Origin of the sequence: uncultured Microbacterium sp. (assembly GCF_964244775.1) — a bacterium.
Lineage (GTDB): Bacteria > Actinomycetota > Actinomycetes > Actinomycetales > Microbacteriaceae > Microbacterium.
In genome coordinates this window covers 286441-302895 of sequence record NZ_CAXTJR010000001.1, presented here as the reverse complement: position 1 = coordinate 302895, position 16455 = coordinate 286441, and the positions used below count along the sequence as shown (strand labels likewise).

Below are 16455 nucleotides of genomic sequence, written 5' to 3'. Positions count from 1 at the left end.
GATGGAGACACTGTGACAGACGCCGACGCCGGGAACGATATCGACTCCGTGGTTCTCCTGGACGACGCGGGCCGAGAGATCGGGACCGCGCCGAAGAGCGGCGTGCACACCACCGAGACGGCGTTGCATCTCGCGTTCTCCTGCCATGTCGTCAACGACGAGGGCCTGGTCCTGGTGACGCGCCGTGCCCTCAGCAAGTCGACATGGCCCGGAGTGTGGAGCAATTCCTTCTGCGGTCACCCCCGCCCCGACGAGCCGATGATCGCCGCCGTCGAGCGCCGCGCCGAATTCGAGCTCGGCCTGACTCTTACCGACATCGAACTGGCCCTCCCCCGGTTCCGCTACCGTGCGATCGACGCCAGCGGCATCGTCGAACACGAGGTCTGCCCGGTCTACATCGCGCGAACCTCTGCGGAGCCGGTGCTCAACCCCGTGGAAGTGGCCGACGCGGAGTGGGTCGATCCCCTCGACCTCGCAGCCTCCCTCTCCGCCACCCCGTGGGCGTTCAGCCCCTGGCTGGTCCTCCAGGCGCCACAGCTGCGCCTGTTCGGCAGGGAGCTGCCTGAGGAGCGTCGGCGCGCATCATGATCGTCCTCGCCGCGGACCCGACCGCACGCGTCGCGATCGACGAGACGATCGACATCGCCCTCGCGCGCATCCGAGATCGCTCCCGAGCGCTCGGTGAAGGCACGACCGCGCTCGCCGACGCCATCACGCGCGCGGCGGCCGGCGGCAAGCGATTCCGCCCTGCACTGGTCGTCGCCGCGTTCGAAGCGTTCGGCGGCGACGCCCGCTCCACGCCTGCGCTGTACCCCGTCGCGGCGGCCTTCGAGATCCTCCACACGGCCTTCGTCGTGCACGACGACGTCATCGATCACGACACCGAGCGCCGCGGCATCCCGAACGTCGCGGGCGAGTTCCGCCAGCGCGGACGGGTGCGCGGAGCGGATGCCATCGGTGCGGCTCTGCTCGGAGATGCCGCGGCGATCCTCGCCGGCGACCTGTTGCTCCACGAAGCCGCGCGAATCCTGGCCCTCGCCGATACCGCACCGTCGGTGCGCGCCGAGCTCATGGGACTCCTCGATGACGCGGTGTTCGTCTCGGTGGCGGGCGAGCTGGCCGATGTCGAGCATGCGGTGGCATGGGACCACGCCGACTCGGACGCGATCCTGGCTGCCGCGCACGACAAGACCGCCGTGTATTCGTTCAGCGCACCGCTGCGTGCAGGCGCGGCCCTCGCCTGTGCCTCACCCGAGGCCCTCGCCGCCCTCGAGCGATTCGGCGGCCGGCTGGGCCTGGCCTTCCAGCTCGTCGATGACCTCATCGGGGCCTTCGGCACGTCGCGTCAGGCGGGAAGAGCCGAAGGCGGCGACCTGCGCGAAGCCAAGCGCACCCCCCTGGTCGCGATGGCCCGCGACACGCCGAGCTGGCACCTCGTCAACGACGCCCTCGCGTTAGCGCACACCGGCCCGATCGCGGTCCGCGAGGCGCAGCGCATCCTCGACGAGAGCGGCGCCCGCACCCGCCTGGTCGATGTGATCGAAGAAACCCTCGCCTCGGCTCGCGACGAAGCAGACTCGCCCGCACTCCCGATCGAGGTCCGCGAGCTCCTCCTCGGCCTCACGACGACTATCGCGGGGAGGATGCCATGACCCGACAGCTCACCGGGCTCGCCCTGTACGACAAGACGGCGCAGGATGCTGCAGCCGCCGTGATCGCGGCGTACTCGACATCGTTCGGGATGGCGAGCAGGCTCCTCGGCCCTCGCGTGCGCCCGCACGTCCGGAACGTCTACGCCCTCGTGCGGGTCGCCGACGAGATCGTCGACGGCCCGGCGAGCGCGGCGGGACTCTCGCCGGAAACCGAGCGCATCGTGCTCGACGATCTCGAAACCGAGACGCTCACCGCCGTCGAGCGCGGGTTCAGCGCCAACCTGCTCGTCCACGCCTTCGCCGGCACGGCGCGCGAGTGCGGCATCGACGCCGCCCTCATCCAGCCGTTCTTCGCGTCCATGCGCACCGACATCACCACACACGAGCATGACGCCGCATCACACGACGAGTACGTGTACGGCTCGGCGGAGGTCGTCGGTCTGATGTGCCTCCAGGCGTTCGTGAACGCGGGGCGAGAGCATCCCGTCGCTCCTGCGGACGATCTCGTCGAGGGTGCGCGCCGGCTCGGCGCCGCATTCCAGGACGTCAACTTCCTGCGCGACCACGCCGACGACGCGAACGGGCTCGGCCGCGACTACCTCGGGCTGGGCGCTCCGGGCCAGACCCGCGCGAGCGTGCTGGACCGGATCGACGGCGACCTCGCCGCAGCCTCCGCGGTCGTCCCGCGGCTACCGGGCGACTGCCGCCGCGCCGTCACCGTCGCGCACGATCTGTTCGCCGAGCTCGCGACCAGGCTCCGGCGGGAAGGCGATGCCGGGGCGCGCGTGCGGGTTCCCGACCCCGTCAAGGCCGTACTGGCGACTCGTGCCCTGCTCGGCTTCTCACCCCGTGGGGCCCGCGCATGAGTCGCCGGTCAGCCCGGGGCCCGGTCGGCGCGCGCAGCGTCGTGGTGATCGGCGGCGGTATCGCCGGCCTCGCGACGGCGTGCCTCCTGACCCGCGACGGGCATACGGTCACTGTGCTCGAGGCACGCGACGAACTCGGGGGGCGCGCCGGCACGTGGGAGCGCGACGGGTTCCGCTTCGACACCGGCCCCAGCTGGTATCTGATGCCCGAGGTGTTCGAGCACTTCTTCCGACTGATGGGCACGACCGCCGAACGCGAACTCGACCTCGTGCCCCTCGAGCCCGCCTACCGCGTGTATACCGAAGGCGCGGAGGCGCCGCTCGACATCCGATCGGGCCGCACCGCCGCGACCGCGCTGTTCGAGTCGGTCGAGCCGGGCGCCGGCGCGCTGCTGGATGCCTATCTCGATTCGGCGGGCGACGCGTATGAGCTCGCCGTCTCGCGCTTCCTCTACGACACGTACGAGACGACCGCGGGCCTGCGCGATCCCGCGCTCCTGCGCCGGCTGCCGCAGCTGGCGCCGCTGCTCACCCGGCCTCTCGCGTCGTACATCGACGCGCGCTTCACCGACCAGCGTCTCCGTCAGGTGCTCGGCTACCCCGCCGTGTTCCTCGGCGGGTCGCCGTACGGCGTGCCGAGCCTGTATCACCTGATGAGCCATCTCGACCTCGACGAGGGTGTGCTCTACCCCCGCGGCGGCCTTTCCACTGTGATCGACGCGATCGAGCGCCTCGCGCGGGCGGCGGGCGTGCAGATCCGCACCGGCGCCGACGTGGTCGCGATCGAAACGGCGGATGCTGTCGCCACCGGCGTCCGCCTTTCCGACGGCTCGATCGTCACGGCCGACATCGTCGTCTCCACCGCCGACCTGCATCACACCGAGACGGCGCTGCTCCCCCGCGCCCTCCAGACCTACCCCGAGTCGTGGTGGGCGAAGAAGACCCCGAGCCCGGGGGCGCTCCTGATCATGCTCGGCGTCAGCGGCAGCATCCCCCATCTCCCGCACCACACGCTGCTGTTCACCGCCGACTGGCGGGCGAACTTCGAGGCGATCTTCGGCGCCGACGCCCACATCCCCGACCCGGCGTCGATCTACGTCTGCCGACCGAGCGCGACCGACCCGACCACGTCGCCGCCCGGTACCGAGAACCTGTTCGTCCTCGTGCCGATCCCCGCCGACCCGGCGCTGGGTCGCGGTGGAGTGGACGGCGACGGCGATGCCCGCGTGGAGGCGGCCGCCGATCGGGTGATCGCCCAGATCGCCGACTGGTGCGACATCCCGGACCTCTCGGACCGGATCGTCGTGCGCCGCACGGTCGCCCCCGGCGACTTCGCCGACGACCTGCACGCGTGGCGGGGCAACTCCCTGGGCCTTGCGCACACCCTCGGGCAGAGCGCGGTGTTCCGCCCGCGCAATGCCTCGAAGCGCGTCGACGGACTCTTCTACGCCGGTGCATCGGCACTCCCGGGCATCGGCCTGCCGATGTGCCTCATCTCGGCCGAGCTCGTGCTCAAGCGGCTGCGTGGCGATCACACTCCCGGCCCGCTGGCCGAGCCGATCGTCGCTGTGTCGCAGCCGTGACTCCGCTGTGACCGTGCTGTGATCGTGGTGTGACGTGCCCGGAATCTACCTGATCGCGATCCTCGTGTCGGCCGCGGGAATCGTCGCGATCGATGCGCGGCTGTCGCTCGCGTTCTGGCGGGCGCCGGTGCGGTCCGCGGTCGCGATCGTCATCGGAACCGTGTTCTTCCTCGTGTGGGACGCGGTGGGCATCGCCACCGGCGTCTTCGTGAAGGGGGGCAGCGCGCTCCTGCTCGGCATCGACCTCGCCCCCCAGCTGCCGATCGAGGAGCCGTTCTTCCTCGCCTTCCTCTGCTACCTCGCGCTCGTCTCGTCCGCATGGGCGAACCGGCGGCTGGCCCGTCGCGCGGGCCGAGGAGCAGGGGCTGCGACCGAGGGCGGCGGCGCGCGATGACCTACCCGATCATCGTGCTCCCGTTCGTCGTGATCACACTCGTCGTCACCCTGTGCACGGTGGGGCGACCCGCGTTCGGACGCCGGATGCTGGCATCCGCGATCGCCGCCGTCGTCCTGCTGATCCTCACCGCCGTCTTCGACAACGTGATGATCGCGGCCGGTCTGTTCAGCTACCCGCCCACGCACGTGAGCGGAGTGCGAATCGGTCTCGCGCCGATCGAGGACTTCTCGTACCCGCTCTGCGCCGCGTTCCTCGTGCCCGCGCTGTTCACCCTGATCGGCCGGGGGCCGAGGTCGCCGCGGGTGCCATGATCGAGCACGTGAACGCACCACCCGAGAAGCTCCGCGCAGGAGCCGTGATCCGCGAACTGCTCATCGCGTCGCGCCCGGTGAGCTGGATCAATACGGCCTATCCGTTCGCGGCGGCCTATCTGCTCACCACGAGGAGCATCGATCCGACGCTCATCATCGGGACGATCTTCTTCCTGATCCCCTACAACCTCGCGATGTACGGGATCAACGACGTCTTCGACTACGAGTCCGATCTGCGAAACCCGCGCAAGGGCGGCGCGCACGGCGCGGTGCTCGACAGACGGATGCACCGCATCACGCTGTGGGCAGCCGCGCTCACGAGCGTTGCGTTCGTGGTCTACCTCGCGATCGTCGGCTCACCGCTGTCCTGGCTCGTGCTGGCCGCGAGCCTCTTCTTCGTGGTCTTCTACAGCGCTCCCCCGCTGCGGCTGAAGGAGGTTCCATTCGCGGATTCGGTGACCAGCAGCATTCACTTCTTCTCACCGGCCGTGTACGGCCTCGTGCTCGCGGGGGCAGTGTGGACGCCTCAGCTCGGCGCGATCGTCGTCTCATTCGCCCTCTGGGGGGTGGCGTCGCACGCCTTCGGCGCGGTGCAGGACGTCGTCGCCGATCGTGAGGCGGGCATCTCATCGATCGCGACCGTGCGGGGAGCGCGCTGGACGGTGTGGTTCGCCCTGGCCGGCTATACCGCCGCCGGCCTCGTGATGCTTGCGACCGCGTGGCCGGGTCCGCTGGCGGCGATCCTCGTCGTCCCCTACCTGGCGGCTGTGTGGCCGTTCCACCGGATCACCGACGAGACCGCGGCGGATGCCACCAGGGGCTGGCGCCGATTCCTCTGGATCAACCAGATCGCCGGGTTCGGCGTCACACTGCTGCTGATCTGGTTCTGGCTGCTCACCGACTGATTCACCCCGGCGATCGGGGCTGCTCGATCACCGGGGTCGGGGTCAGCCCCCGAGTGCGATCAGCTGGTTCACCGCAGCCGTCAGGCGCGCGTCGGCTTCGCCGTACGCCGTCCAGTTGCCGGCCTGCAGGGCCGCCTGGCGGTCGAGCATCGCCTTCGAGGCCTCCTGCAGCGCGGCCTGGTAGGCGACGGATGTCGACGGGTTCGGAGTCGGCGACGTCGTCTCGCCCGGAGTCGGGGTGGGCGCGGGAGTCGCCGTCGCCTCGTCGCCGGGCTGGACGGTCTGGTCTCCTGCCGTCGCGCCCGAGCTGCCGCCGAAGAGCGTGTTCAGCGCGTCGTTCAGAGTCGCTTCGAACGCCACCTGCGTGCCGAACGCGACCAGCACCTTGCGCAGCTGCGGGAGCTGCGTTCCGGTCGAGGCCTGCACGAACACCGGCTGCACGTAGAGGAACCCGCCACCGACCGGCAGCGTCAGCAGGTTGCCGTTCAGCACCTGCGACTGACCCTGTTTCAGCAGGTTGATCTGCGAGGAGATCAACGGATCGGAGTTGAACGTGTTCTGCACCTGACCGGGGCCGGGAATCGTCGTATCGGCGGTGATCTCCAGCATCCTGAGCTTGCCGTAGTCGGCGCTCTTCGTTCCCTGGTCCGCTCCGGCGTTCGAGTCGACCGCCAGATAGCCCATCAGGACGTTTCTGGAGTTGGCGCCCTCGGACGACGGGATGAACGACGTGAACATCGAGTACGCCGGATCGGTCTGCCCCGGCATCTGCATCGTCAGGTAGTAGGGCGGCTGCAGGCGGTTGGGGTCTTGCGGGTCATCCGGCGTCGCCCACGCGTTATCGCGCTGGTAGAACGACTGCGCGTCGTCGACGTGGTACACCCCGAGCATCGAGCGCTGCACCTTGAACAGGTCGGTCGGGTAGCGCACGTGGCTCATGAGCCCCGCCGACATCTCGCTGATGGGCTTGAGCGTATTGGGGTAGACCTTCTGCCACGTCTGCAGCACAGGATCCGTCTCATCCCACGCGTAGAGCTTGACGCTGCCGTCGTACGCGTCGACGGTGGCCTTGACCGAGTTGCGGACGTAGTTGATGTTGTCGAGCGCGAAGCGCGGCGTCGGGTTGTTCGTATCGGCGATGGCGGATGCCAGGCTCACCGTCGTCGAGTACGGGTAGGTCGCGCTCGTCGTGTAGCCGTCGACGATCCACACGATCCGGCCGTCCACGACGCTCGGGTACGGGTCGCTGTCCAGGGTCAGGTAGGGCGCTGCCTTCTGTACGCGGGTTACGGGTTCGCGGTCGTACAGGATCTGCGAGTCCTCGTTGATGTAGTCCGAGAACAGGATCTGCTCCGACTGGAACTTGAGGGCGTACAGGAGCCGGTCGAAGACGTTCCCGACGCTCGGGCCGCCGTTGCCGGTGAAGGTGGTCTTGGTCTCGTTCGACCCGTCCTTGCCGGACGGGTAATCCAGCTCGATGGGATCGGTCGTGGCCGGCGCACCCACGATCGAGTACGGCGGCGAGTTCTCGCCGAAGTAGACGCGCGGCTCGAACGAGTTCGACGACAGGAATCCGCTGGCCGGGATGCCGCTCTCCAGGAACACCGGGTCACCGTCGACCGTGCGCTCGTTGCCCTTGGCGACGACCAGGCCGTAGCCGTGGGTGTACACGAGGGCCGTGTTCTGCCACGACGCCGCCTGCCCGAGCGCGCCGAGGTTCAGGTCGCGCACCGAGACGATCGTGTCCTGCGACTGCCCGTCGATCGAATAGCGGTCGACGTCGAGCGGATCCTTGAACTGGTAGTACGAGCGGTACTGCTCGAGCTGGGCGACCGTCGGATTGATGATCGCAGGGTCCATGATGCGAATGGATGCTGTCGTCTCGGCGTCCGAGCGCAGCTGGCCGGCCGACGCGGTGGTCACCGCGTCGTAGTCGCTCTTGACGAGTCCGTCGATGCCGTAGGCGGCCTTGGTCATGTCGATGTTGCGCTGGTAGTACTCGCGCTCGAGCGCCAGCTGGTTCGGCTTGACCTGGAAGGTCGTGACGATCCACGGGTAGCCGACTCCGAGCACGATGGCCGAGACCACCAGCAGCGCTGTCGCGATCAGGGGGTAGCGCCAGCGACCGATGATGGCCGTGACGAAGAAGAGGATCGCCACCAGCACGGCGACGATCGCGAGGATCGTCATGCCGGGGATGGTCGCATGCACGCCGGTGTAGCCGGGGCCCGTGATGCGGTCGCCCGGCTCGACGAGAGTCTTGTAGCGGTCGAGCCAGAGGCTCAGGCCCTGCACCAGCAGGTAGAGACCGGCGATCACGGCGAGCTGGATGCGGGCCGACTTCGAGATGCGCAGCTCGCGCTGCCCGATCCGCACCGAGCCGTAGAGGTAGGACACCAGGGCGGTCACGAGCAGGCAGATCAGCAGAACCGCCGAGACGAAGCCCAGCAGAGCGCTGTAGAACGGCATCGCGAACATGTAGAAGCCGGTGTCGAGCCCGAACTGCGGGTCGGTCACCGACGTGGTGACCCCGTTGATCCAGAGCCACGTGGTCTCCCACTGGGCAGATGCGGCGAATCCCGAGAAGAATCCGAAGAATACCGGGATACCCCACATCGCCAGGCGACGCAGCGGCTCGACGACCTCTTGGTAGCGGTCCAGCTGCGAGCTCAACCGGGCATACACGGGGCGGAGGCGGTACGCCAGCTGGATCGCCAGCCATACCGGTACGGCCATGCCGAGGAACCCGACGACGAACATGATCACGCGCGCCGTCCACTGGGTCACGAGCACGGAGTCGAACCCGAGCTGACGGAACCACAGCCAGTCGGTGTACAGGTTCGCGAAGATGAAGAAGGCCACGACCAGTCCGACGATGATCGCGAGTGAGATCGCGACGATCCGGCGAGTGCGGTGCGGGGCGGCTGGCCCCGCGGCAGATGAGGCTGGTGAGGGCGACGTGGTCACCGTCTCATCCTAGGTTGGCGGTTCTGGGCATATGCCGAGGAAGCGCTGTGCGCACTCACGGTTGCGCAACGTTCGCGCATCGATGCCGTGCTGAGTCGTCAGTTGGCGGAGCCGGCTGCCGCGCAGGTGGGCAGCGCGTCCAGATCTCCGCCGGACGAAATCGCCTCGAGCGCCTTCATCGAATCCGAGAGCGTGGCGACCGAGAACACCCGGAGTCCGGGGGGGATGTGTCCGACGACCTCGTCGCAGTTGGACTCCGGCGCAAGGAACCACGCCGCTCCGGCGTCCTTCGCGCCCCACAGCTTCTGCTGGATGCCGCCGATCGGGCCCACTGTGCCGTCGGCGGTGATCGTGCCGGTGCCCGCCACGTTCTGCCCGCCGTTGAGCTCGCCGGGCGTCAGGGTGTCGATGATGCCGAGCGCGAACATCATCCCGGCGCTCGGGCCGCCGACGTTGTTCAGCTGGATGGTGACGTCGATCGGGAAGACGTAGTCGTTGACGAGGGTCACGCCGATGAGCCACACCTGCCCGCCGTTCGCGTCAGTCTGCGTGGGTGTCACCGACACGGTCTGGGGCACGCCGTCGCGCTCGATGTCGAGGCTGATCGGTGCGCCCTCGCCGGCATTGACGATCTGACGCAGGCCCGTGGCATCCGTCACCGTCTGGCCGTTCGCCGAAACGATGACATCGCCCTCCTGGAGGATGCCGGTGGCCGCCGACCCGTCGACGAGTGAGTGGACCGTGAGATCGGCGGTGATCGTGTAGCCGAGCTGAGTCAGCGCGGCCGCCGTGGCCTCTTTCTGCGAGTCGACCATCATGGCGGCGCTCTCCTGGTTGCGCTGATCGGTGCTCTGACCCACGGGGAAGATCGCATCGATCGGCAGGACCGCACGCGAAGGATCGAACCATGCCATCGCCAGCTCGAACCACGACGGAGTGCGCTCGCGATTGCCGACGACCTGCACGGTCAGCAGGTCGAGTGCGCCCGCCGTCGGGTAGGTGTCGGCGCCCGAGACCGAGATGAGGGGCACCTCCGTGCCGTCCGAGCTCTCCGCCGTGCCCAGCGTGTTGTACACCGGTCCCGGCTGCTGGATCACGTACGCGGTCGGGAGGAAGGTGATGACCAGCAGCACGACGAGAGCCACCACCAGCGCCCAGATGCCGGCCAGCGTGCCGCGGCTCATCGTGCGCCGCGGGGCAGGCGTGATGGTCACGTTCTCGTCGAACAGCGTCACGGGAACCCTTTCTCTGCCTGGTCGTTCGCGACCGGCGTAAGCGAGGGAGGGTCTCGGCCGACGGGTGCGATGATCCGTGCGACTAGCGTAGATGGCGAGGTCTTGACCTGGCTGAAAGGCGGCTGATGTGGCGGACGAGGATCGCAGTCCTGAAGAAGAGTTCCAGGAGCTGATCCGGCAGCTGTTCGGCGGCGCCGGCGGAGAGATCGACCCCGAGCAGCTGGAGCGGCTGTCGGGCATGCAGATCGACCCCGCGATGATGCAGTCCGTCATGCAGCAGCTGCAGGGTGCGTTCGCAGGCGGGGCGGACGGCGGCATCTCGTGGGACACCGCCAAGCGCCAGGCCCTGCACATCGCCAACCAGGGCGGACTGGGCGTCACCGACGGTCAGCGCACCGATCTGGATCATGCCTTCGCCCTGGCGACGCTGTGGCTCGGCGAGGCGACCACCATCTCCGAACTCGCCACTCCCCCGCGCGCTCTCACCCGCGGCGGCTGGGTCGAAGAGACCATGCCCGTCTGGCAGGAACTGGCCGAACCCGTCGCGACCAGCATCGCCGACGCCCTCACCGCGACGCTCAGCGAGCAGGTGCCGGAAGAGATGCAGGATCTCGTCAAGGGAGCGGGCAGGCTCATGCGCACCGTCGGCGGGTCGCTGTTCGCGACGCAGCTCGGCCAGGTCCTCGGCCGGCTCTCGACCGAGGTCGTCAGCGGCGGCGATGTCGGCATCCCGGTCATGCCCTCGGGTGAGGCGGCGATCCTGCCGCAGAACTTCGCGGACTTCGGACGCGACCTCGAGATCCCCGAGGACCAGCTCGCGCTCTACATCGCGACGCGCGAGCTCGCCCACGCCCGGCTGTTCCGTCATGCCCGCTGGCTGCGCCTGCACGTCATGTCTCAGGTGAACGACTTCGCCCGCGGCATCCACGTCGACACCGAGGCCCTCGAAGAACTCGCCTCCCGCTTCGATCCTTCCGAGCCGGAAGAGCTGCGCCGTGCGCTCGAGAGCGGCGCGTTGATCCCCGCGCGCTCCGACGCGCAGAACGCCGCGCTGGCCCGGCTCGAGAACCTCCTGGCGACCATCGAGGGCTGGGTCGATGTCGTCACCGAGGCCGCCACCGCACGACTGCCTTCGGCCGACCGGATCGCCGAGGCCGTGCGCCGGCGCAGGGCGGTCGGCGGGCCGGCCGAGCAGGCGCTCAACTCGCTGGTCGGACTCGACCTGCGGCCCCGCCGCATGCGCGAGGCCGCGGCGATGTGGCGAGCGGTGACGGATGCTGTCGGCATCGCCGCTCGCGACGCGCTGTGGGACTACCCCGACCTCATGCCCACCCCGGAAGACATCGACGACCCGGCGGCCCTGGTCGCACGGCTCGAAGCCAGGGAGCGTGGGGACGCACCCGTCCGCGACGAGTTCGACGACGCACTGGACCGCCTGCTCTCGGGCGAGGACGACGCCGAGCCGGATGCCGACGGACCCGACGAGGAGAGCACGGACGACCCCAAGCCCGTCTAGCGCCCGTTCCTCCCCAGCCCCCGTGCGCCTGGATACGAGCGCGCGGCCTGTGGAAAGCGGTTCAGCGGCGGATGCGCGGCCCATGATCGGAGGATGCTCCGACTGGATCCGGGTCTCCCGCCGCTGTGGCGGAGCCACTCGAGCCTGCAGTTCGGCATCGACGCGATCGTGGTCCTCGACGATCCGGAGCCCTGGCAGGAGCGGCTCGTGCACGAGCTCGTGCGCGGCGTGCCCGACGACGCGTTCGAGGCGGTCGCCCGGGTATCCGGGGCTACTGCCCCGCAGGCCCGCGCCCTGCTGCGCCAGCTGCGCGCGGCGCTCGTGCAGGAGCCTGCGCGCGGACCCGTCCTGACCCTGCAGACCGCCGAGAACTACCCCGTCACCGTCACGGATCAGATCGCCCGAGCGCTCGCCTCCGCCGGATGGCGAGTCGTCAGGGCGACGTGGTACGGCGCGAGCGACGAGGCGCCGCCCGGCGCCGGACCGGTGATCGTCGTCACCGACCACCTCGTCGAGCCACGCCGGGCGGCCCCCCTGATGGCGCGTGACATCAGCCATCTGCCGGTCATCTTCACCGGCGGACGCGTCGAGATCGGGCCGCTCATCGTGCCGGGCAAGACCGCGTGTCTCGCGTGCATCGGCGCGCATCGGCGTGACGCCGACCCGACCTGGCCACTCATCGCGGCACAGTTGGTCGGTAAACCGGGGCCCGAGGTCGACGGTGCCACCGCGACCGAGGCCGGCCTCGTGGCAGCGCGGATGCTCACCGAGGCCGGCGGGCCCCCTCGGGTGGCGCACTCGCTGATCCTGTTCGACGACTCGCTGCGGCGGACCTGGCGCGCGCATCGACCGCACGAAGAATGCCTGTGCCGTCTTCCCGAGCGCCGATCTCCCGCACGAACCGCGACGGCGATCGCTCCCGCTGTCCCTCTCCGCGAGCCCATGACATCGACAGCGTTCGCCCGGCCCGCGTGATGCCCACGTAGGCGAGGCGTCGCTCCTCGTCGATCTGGTCGAACGTCGTGGCGTAGCTGATCGGCAGCAGACCCTCCGCCACACCGAGCAGATGCACGTGATCCCACTCGAGGCCCTTTGCGGCGTGGAGCGTCGCCAGCGTGACCGTCCGCATCGCCGGCTCGTGCTGAGCTCGCGCGCGCGCCATGAGGTCATCGGTGAACGCCCGCAACGTCGTACCCGGCGGAGCCTCCTCGGCGAGGCGGAAGAGCGCGGACCGCGCTTCCCACGCGTCGCGGAGCGCACCGCCGGCCGGCGGAGGGTCCTGTGTCAACCCGAGCGAGCGCAGCACGTCGCGCACCCCGTCGAGGAAGCCGCGCTCCTGCGGTGCCACGGATGCTCCGCGCAGCGCCATGACCGCCTGGCGCACCTCGGGGATGTCGAAGAACCGCTTGCCGCCCAGCACGGTCGCCGCAAGGCCCACATCGGCGAGGGCACGCACGAGCTCGGCCGACTGCGCATGAGCGCGGTAGAGGATCGCCATCCGCCGCGGATCCACGCCGGAGCGAACCCGCGCCGCGACCTCTGCGGCGACGCCTTTCGCCTCGGCGACCTCATCGGGGTAGGCGGTGACGGTCGGCGGCGCAGCATCCGGTGCCTTGTCCCGGGCCGCAGCCGCCTGCAGGTGCAGTGCCCCCGGGCGATCGCGCATGAGGGCGTTGGCGACCGCGAGGATCGATTCATCGGAGCGGTAGTTCGTCTCGAGTCGCACGACGTGCGCGTCGTCGTACCGGCGGTCAAAATCGAGGAGGAACCGCGCATCCGCTCCCGCGAACGAGTAGATGGTCTGGCTCGCATCGCCGACGACGCAGATGTCACGACGATCCCCCAGCCACAGTTCGAGCAGCCGGTGCTGCAGCGGCGAGACGTCCTGGAACTCGTCGACGGTGAAGTGCCGGTACTGCTCCCGCACCGCCGCGGCCACGCGCGGCTCGGCCTCCATCATCCCCGCGCACGCGAGCAGGACGTCTTCGAAGTCGAGCTGCCGGCGCTCGTCTTTGAGCTTCTCGTACGCCCGCTGCAGGTCGGCGACGCGACCGGCTTCGAGGCGTCCGACTCCGCCGGGGCGTGCCACCGCGTGGGCGTCGATGCTCCGCATCGTCACCTTGCGCCACTCGATCTCGCCGGCGACGTCGCGCAGCGTCGCGGTGTCGGGCTGGATGCCGAGGGTGTCGGCCGCATGGGCGAGCAGGCGCACCTTGTTGTCGACGATCGTGGGCGCGGAGTCTCCGGCGAGCGTCGGCCAGAAGAAGTTGAGCTGCGCCAGGGCGGCCGCGTGGAACGTGCGGGCCGCCACGCCCTCGACGCCGAGCGCGCGCAGTCGGCCGCGCATCTCTCCGGCCGCCTTGGCGGTGAAGGTCACGGCCATGACGCGCCCCGGCGAGTAGGCGCCGGTGTCGACACCGTGGGCGATGCGGTGGGTGATCACGCGGGTCTTGCCGGTCCCGGCGCCTGCGAGCACGAGCACCGGTCCGCGCAGGGCCGTCACCGCCTCGAGTTGGCGCTCATCCAGACCGTGGAGGGCGCTGTCGTGGAGGGCACTGTCGTGGATGGCACCGTCGCTCATGACGACCAGTCCCTCACGCCGCTCCCTCGAGCCAGTCGCTGATCAGCCGGCGCGCGATGGAGGCGGGCCCCGGCAGCAGCAGGTCGCCGGTGCCTGCCAGACCCGCCGCGATCTCGTCGCGGTCGAACCAGCGCACCTCGACGATCTCGTCGCCGTCGGCGAGTGCGGCGTCGTCGTCGGCCGCGGTGGCGTGGAAGCCGACCATCAACGACCGGGGGTACGGCCACCCCTGGGAACCGCGGTATCGCACGTTGACGACCTCGATGCCGGACTCCTCACGCACCTCGCGCGCCACTGCCGACTCGAGCGACTCCCCGGCCTCGACGAATCCCGCGAAGCACGAGAAGCGGTTCGCGCCCCACAGCGCGTTCGACCCCAGGAGCAGTCGATCGGGATGCTGCGCACTCGTGATCGCGACGATCACCGCCGGATCGGTCCGGGGGAAGTGCTCCCGGCCGCAGTGCGGGCACCGCCGCGCCCACCCCGAGTTGTGCACGATCGTGCGGGTGCCGCAGAAGGGGCAGAACGGGGAGTCCAGCAGCCAGCGGCCGAGGCTCAGCGCCTCCACGAAGAAGCCCGCGTCCTGCGCGGACAGCTCTCCGCCGACCGTGCGGAGCGAGCCCCACGCGTGCGGGCCCGGCAGCGGCTGCTCGGCCTCGCGTGCGAACACCGCCGTGAGCACGGCGGCGCCGTCGGGCATCCGCCCGAGGAAGGCCCACTCAGCGCCGTCCGTAACCTCCGCAGGCGTGACGAACCGGAGCGCTCCGGCTTCTGTCAGGGGCGCGCTGTCGCCGTGGAGCACCAGGACGCGGGTCGCAGCATCCGCCCTCAACCGCTCCACCAGAGCGTCGTCCGCGCGCTCGTGCGCAGACCGATCAAGATCTGCTCGCGCAAGCGGGGGCGCGATCGGGGGCACCGAATGGTCGTCCGCCGTCATCCGAGACCTCTCTGCATCGGTCGACAGCTTGGTCGACAGGCGGGCGTGGCGCGGGGCCGCTCGGGCACACCCGACCTACCCTGGGCTCATGGCACGCTCACCTCTCACTCTAGCCGCGTCGGTCGCTTCGGCTCTGCCGAGGGCCGGGGTCGTGAGTGTCGGGATGCTGACCGAGAACGCCGCGGGACGCTACGACTCCGCTGTGGCCCAACTCGACGACGGACGCCGTGTCGTGGTGCGCGCACCGGTCGACGCCGACGTCGCCGTCGAGCTCGCCGCAGAGGTGCGGGCCCTCCGTGCCCTCACCCCCGGCGTCCGGGGCCTGCTGCCGTTCCGTGCACCCGAAGTGCTCGGCGAGGCGGCGCTGAACAACGCCCGGGCGGTCGTGGTCGACTTCCTTCCCGGCTATCGCGTCGATGCGCCGCATGTTCCCCCGGGCCGTGGCGCGGCCACGTCGATCGGCGAGGCTCTGGCCGCCCTGCATGGCCTGCCGCTCTCGATCGTCCGCACCGAGGGGCTCCCGGTCCGTACGCCGCAGCAGATCCGCGACGACGCGGCGCGGCTCGTGGATCGCGCCGCGGCGACCAGGCGGGTTCCCGCGAGCCTGATCGCCCGCTGGCGGCAGGCGATCGAGACCGACGGGCTCTGGCGGTTCGAGTCGGCGGTCGTGCTGGGCGGGGCCGGCGCAGCATCCTTCCTCTTCGAAGACGTGGCCGATGCACCGACCGTGACCGGAGTGCTCGAGTGGCACAACTTGTCGGTCGGCGATCCCGCGATCGACCTGCAGTGGCTCGCCTCCGCACCGACCGCCGCAGAGGACGTGTACGACGCCTACGCGCTGCACACCCGGCACGCGCCCGACGCGCTCCTGCGCGAACGGGCACGGCTGTATGCCGAGCTCGAATTCGCCAAGTGGCTCGTGCACGGCGACGAGATCGGCCGCACCGAGATCATCGACGATGCGGTGGCGCTGCTGACGGCGCTGTCGGAGGGCGTGCTCGACGACGATCTGGTCACGGATGCCGCGCTCGGCGTCGACGGCGCGATCGCGCTCCTGGACCGCGTGCCCGACGCAGCGCCGGCGCCGGGCGATATCTCGATGCAGACCGACACCTACGACCCCGAGGAACTCTCGCTCTGGATCACCACGGAGGGCGACACCGGCGCACTGGGAGGCACGGAGTCGGACTCGAGATTCTCGTCGGACTCGAGGGGCGATGTCGAAGCCGGGGCTGCGGACGACCGCCCCTTCCCGGCGGGTGATGCTCCGGCATCCCGCCCGGAGGATTCGTCCACCGCGCCGATCGAGCCGCTGCCGGTCGATATCGCGACGTGGGCCTCGACGACCGGCTGGGACGCGACTCCGGCCGCTCGGGGACGCTCTGGTGAGGTACCCGCGGCACCCGTTCCCGACTCGAATGACGACGACGTGCAGGCCGACAACGACCGATCCGCCGAGTCGGCACTGCGCCGCTGGACCGCCGAGCAGTCCTGACCTCGATCGG

General features: G+C 69.9%; 13 protein-coding genes. 9 read left to right on the top strand and 4 right to left on the bottom strand.

Going from position 1 to position 16455, the window contains the following annotated elements; genetic code table 11:
- Window positions 1-12 precede the first annotated feature (12 nt).
- The 7 genes from idi to ACFE6Z_RS01375 are packed head-to-tail and all read left to right on the top strand — an operon-like array spanning window position 13 to window position 5714.
- Entirely contained in the window at window positions 13-588 is a 576-nt protein-coding gene (gene idi, locus ACFE6Z_RS01405) for an isopentenyl-diphosphate Delta-isomerase (protein ID WP_375383904.1), read from the top strand.
- Complete coding sequence (locus ACFE6Z_RS01400) at window positions 585-1652, top strand: polyprenyl synthetase family protein (protein WP_375383903.1); 1068 nt, start codon at window positions 585-587, stop codon at window positions 1650-1652. Before idi ends, ACFE6Z_RS01400 begins: the two co-directional genes overlap by 4 nt.
- Window positions 1649-2518, top strand: coding sequence for a phytoene/squalene synthase family protein (locus ACFE6Z_RS01395; RefSeq protein ID WP_375383902.1), 870 nt, complete (start codon window positions 1649-1651; stop codon window positions 2516-2518). Before ACFE6Z_RS01400 ends, ACFE6Z_RS01395 begins: the two co-directional genes overlap by 4 nt.
- On the top strand, window positions 2515-4101 hold the full coding sequence (gene crtI / locus ACFE6Z_RS01390; RefSeq protein ID WP_375383901.1) for a phytoene desaturase family protein: 1587 nt from the start codon (window positions 2515-2517) through the stop codon (window positions 4099-4101). Before ACFE6Z_RS01395 ends, crtI begins: the two co-directional genes overlap by 4 nt.
- 34 nt (window positions 4102-4135) lie before the next feature.
- On the top strand, window positions 4136-4495 hold the full coding sequence (locus ACFE6Z_RS01385) for a lycopene cyclase domain-containing protein (protein WP_375383900.1): 360 nt from the start codon (window positions 4136-4138) through the stop codon (window positions 4493-4495).
- Entirely contained in the window at window positions 4492-4809 is a 318-nt protein-coding gene (locus ACFE6Z_RS01380) for a lycopene cyclase domain-containing protein (RefSeq protein ID WP_375383899.1), read from the top strand. Before ACFE6Z_RS01385 ends, ACFE6Z_RS01380 begins: the two co-directional genes overlap by 4 nt.
- On the top strand, window positions 4806-5714 hold the full coding sequence (locus ACFE6Z_RS01375) for a prenyltransferase (protein WP_375383898.1): 909 nt from the start codon (window positions 4806-4808) through the stop codon (window positions 5712-5714). The genes ACFE6Z_RS01380 and ACFE6Z_RS01375 overlap by 4 nt, the downstream gene beginning before the upstream one ends.
- Window positions 5715-5756: 42 nt before the next feature.
- Here the strand turns inward: ACFE6Z_RS01375 and ACFE6Z_RS01370 are convergent, their stop codons facing one another.
- A complete protein-coding gene (locus ACFE6Z_RS01370; RefSeq protein ID WP_375383897.1) occupies window positions 5757-8681 on the bottom strand; it encodes a UPF0182 family protein in 2925 nt (974 codons plus the stop codon).
- A 98-nt stretch (window positions 8682-8779) separates the two neighbouring features.
- Window positions 8780-9916, bottom strand: coding sequence for a PDZ domain-containing protein (locus tag ACFE6Z_RS01365; protein WP_375383896.1), 1137 nt, complete (start codon window positions 9914-9916; stop codon window positions 8780-8782).
- Window positions 9917-10043: 127 nt separating this feature from the next.
- On the opposite strand from ACFE6Z_RS01365, the gene ACFE6Z_RS01360 reads away from it, so the two are divergent.
- Window positions 10044-11432 (top strand): zinc-dependent metalloprotease, encoded by a 1389-nt coding sequence (locus ACFE6Z_RS01360; protein ID WP_375383895.1) that lies wholly within the window; start codon window positions 10044-10046, stop codon window positions 11430-11432.
- A gap of 763 nt (window positions 11433-12195) precedes the next feature.
- Here ACFE6Z_RS01360 and ACFE6Z_RS01355 read toward each other — a convergent pair.
- Window positions 12196-14013, bottom strand: coding sequence for an ATP-dependent helicase (locus ACFE6Z_RS01355; protein WP_375383894.1), 1818 nt, complete (start codon window positions 14011-14013; stop codon window positions 12196-12198).
- 13 nt (window positions 14014-14026) lie between these two features.
- Window positions 14027-14950, bottom strand: a complete 924-nt coding sequence (nudC, locus tag ACFE6Z_RS01350; protein WP_375383893.1) for an NAD(+) diphosphatase — start codon at window positions 14948-14950, stop codon at window positions 14027-14029.
- Window positions 14951-15038: 88 nt separating this feature from the next.
- Here nudC and ACFE6Z_RS01345 point away from each other — a divergent pair, with 88 nt between their 5' ends.
- On the top strand, window positions 15039-16445 hold the full coding sequence (locus ACFE6Z_RS01345) for a phosphotransferase (protein WP_375383892.1): 1407 nt from the start codon (window positions 15039-15041) through the stop codon (window positions 16443-16445).
- Window positions 16446-16455 lie beyond the last annotated feature (10 nt).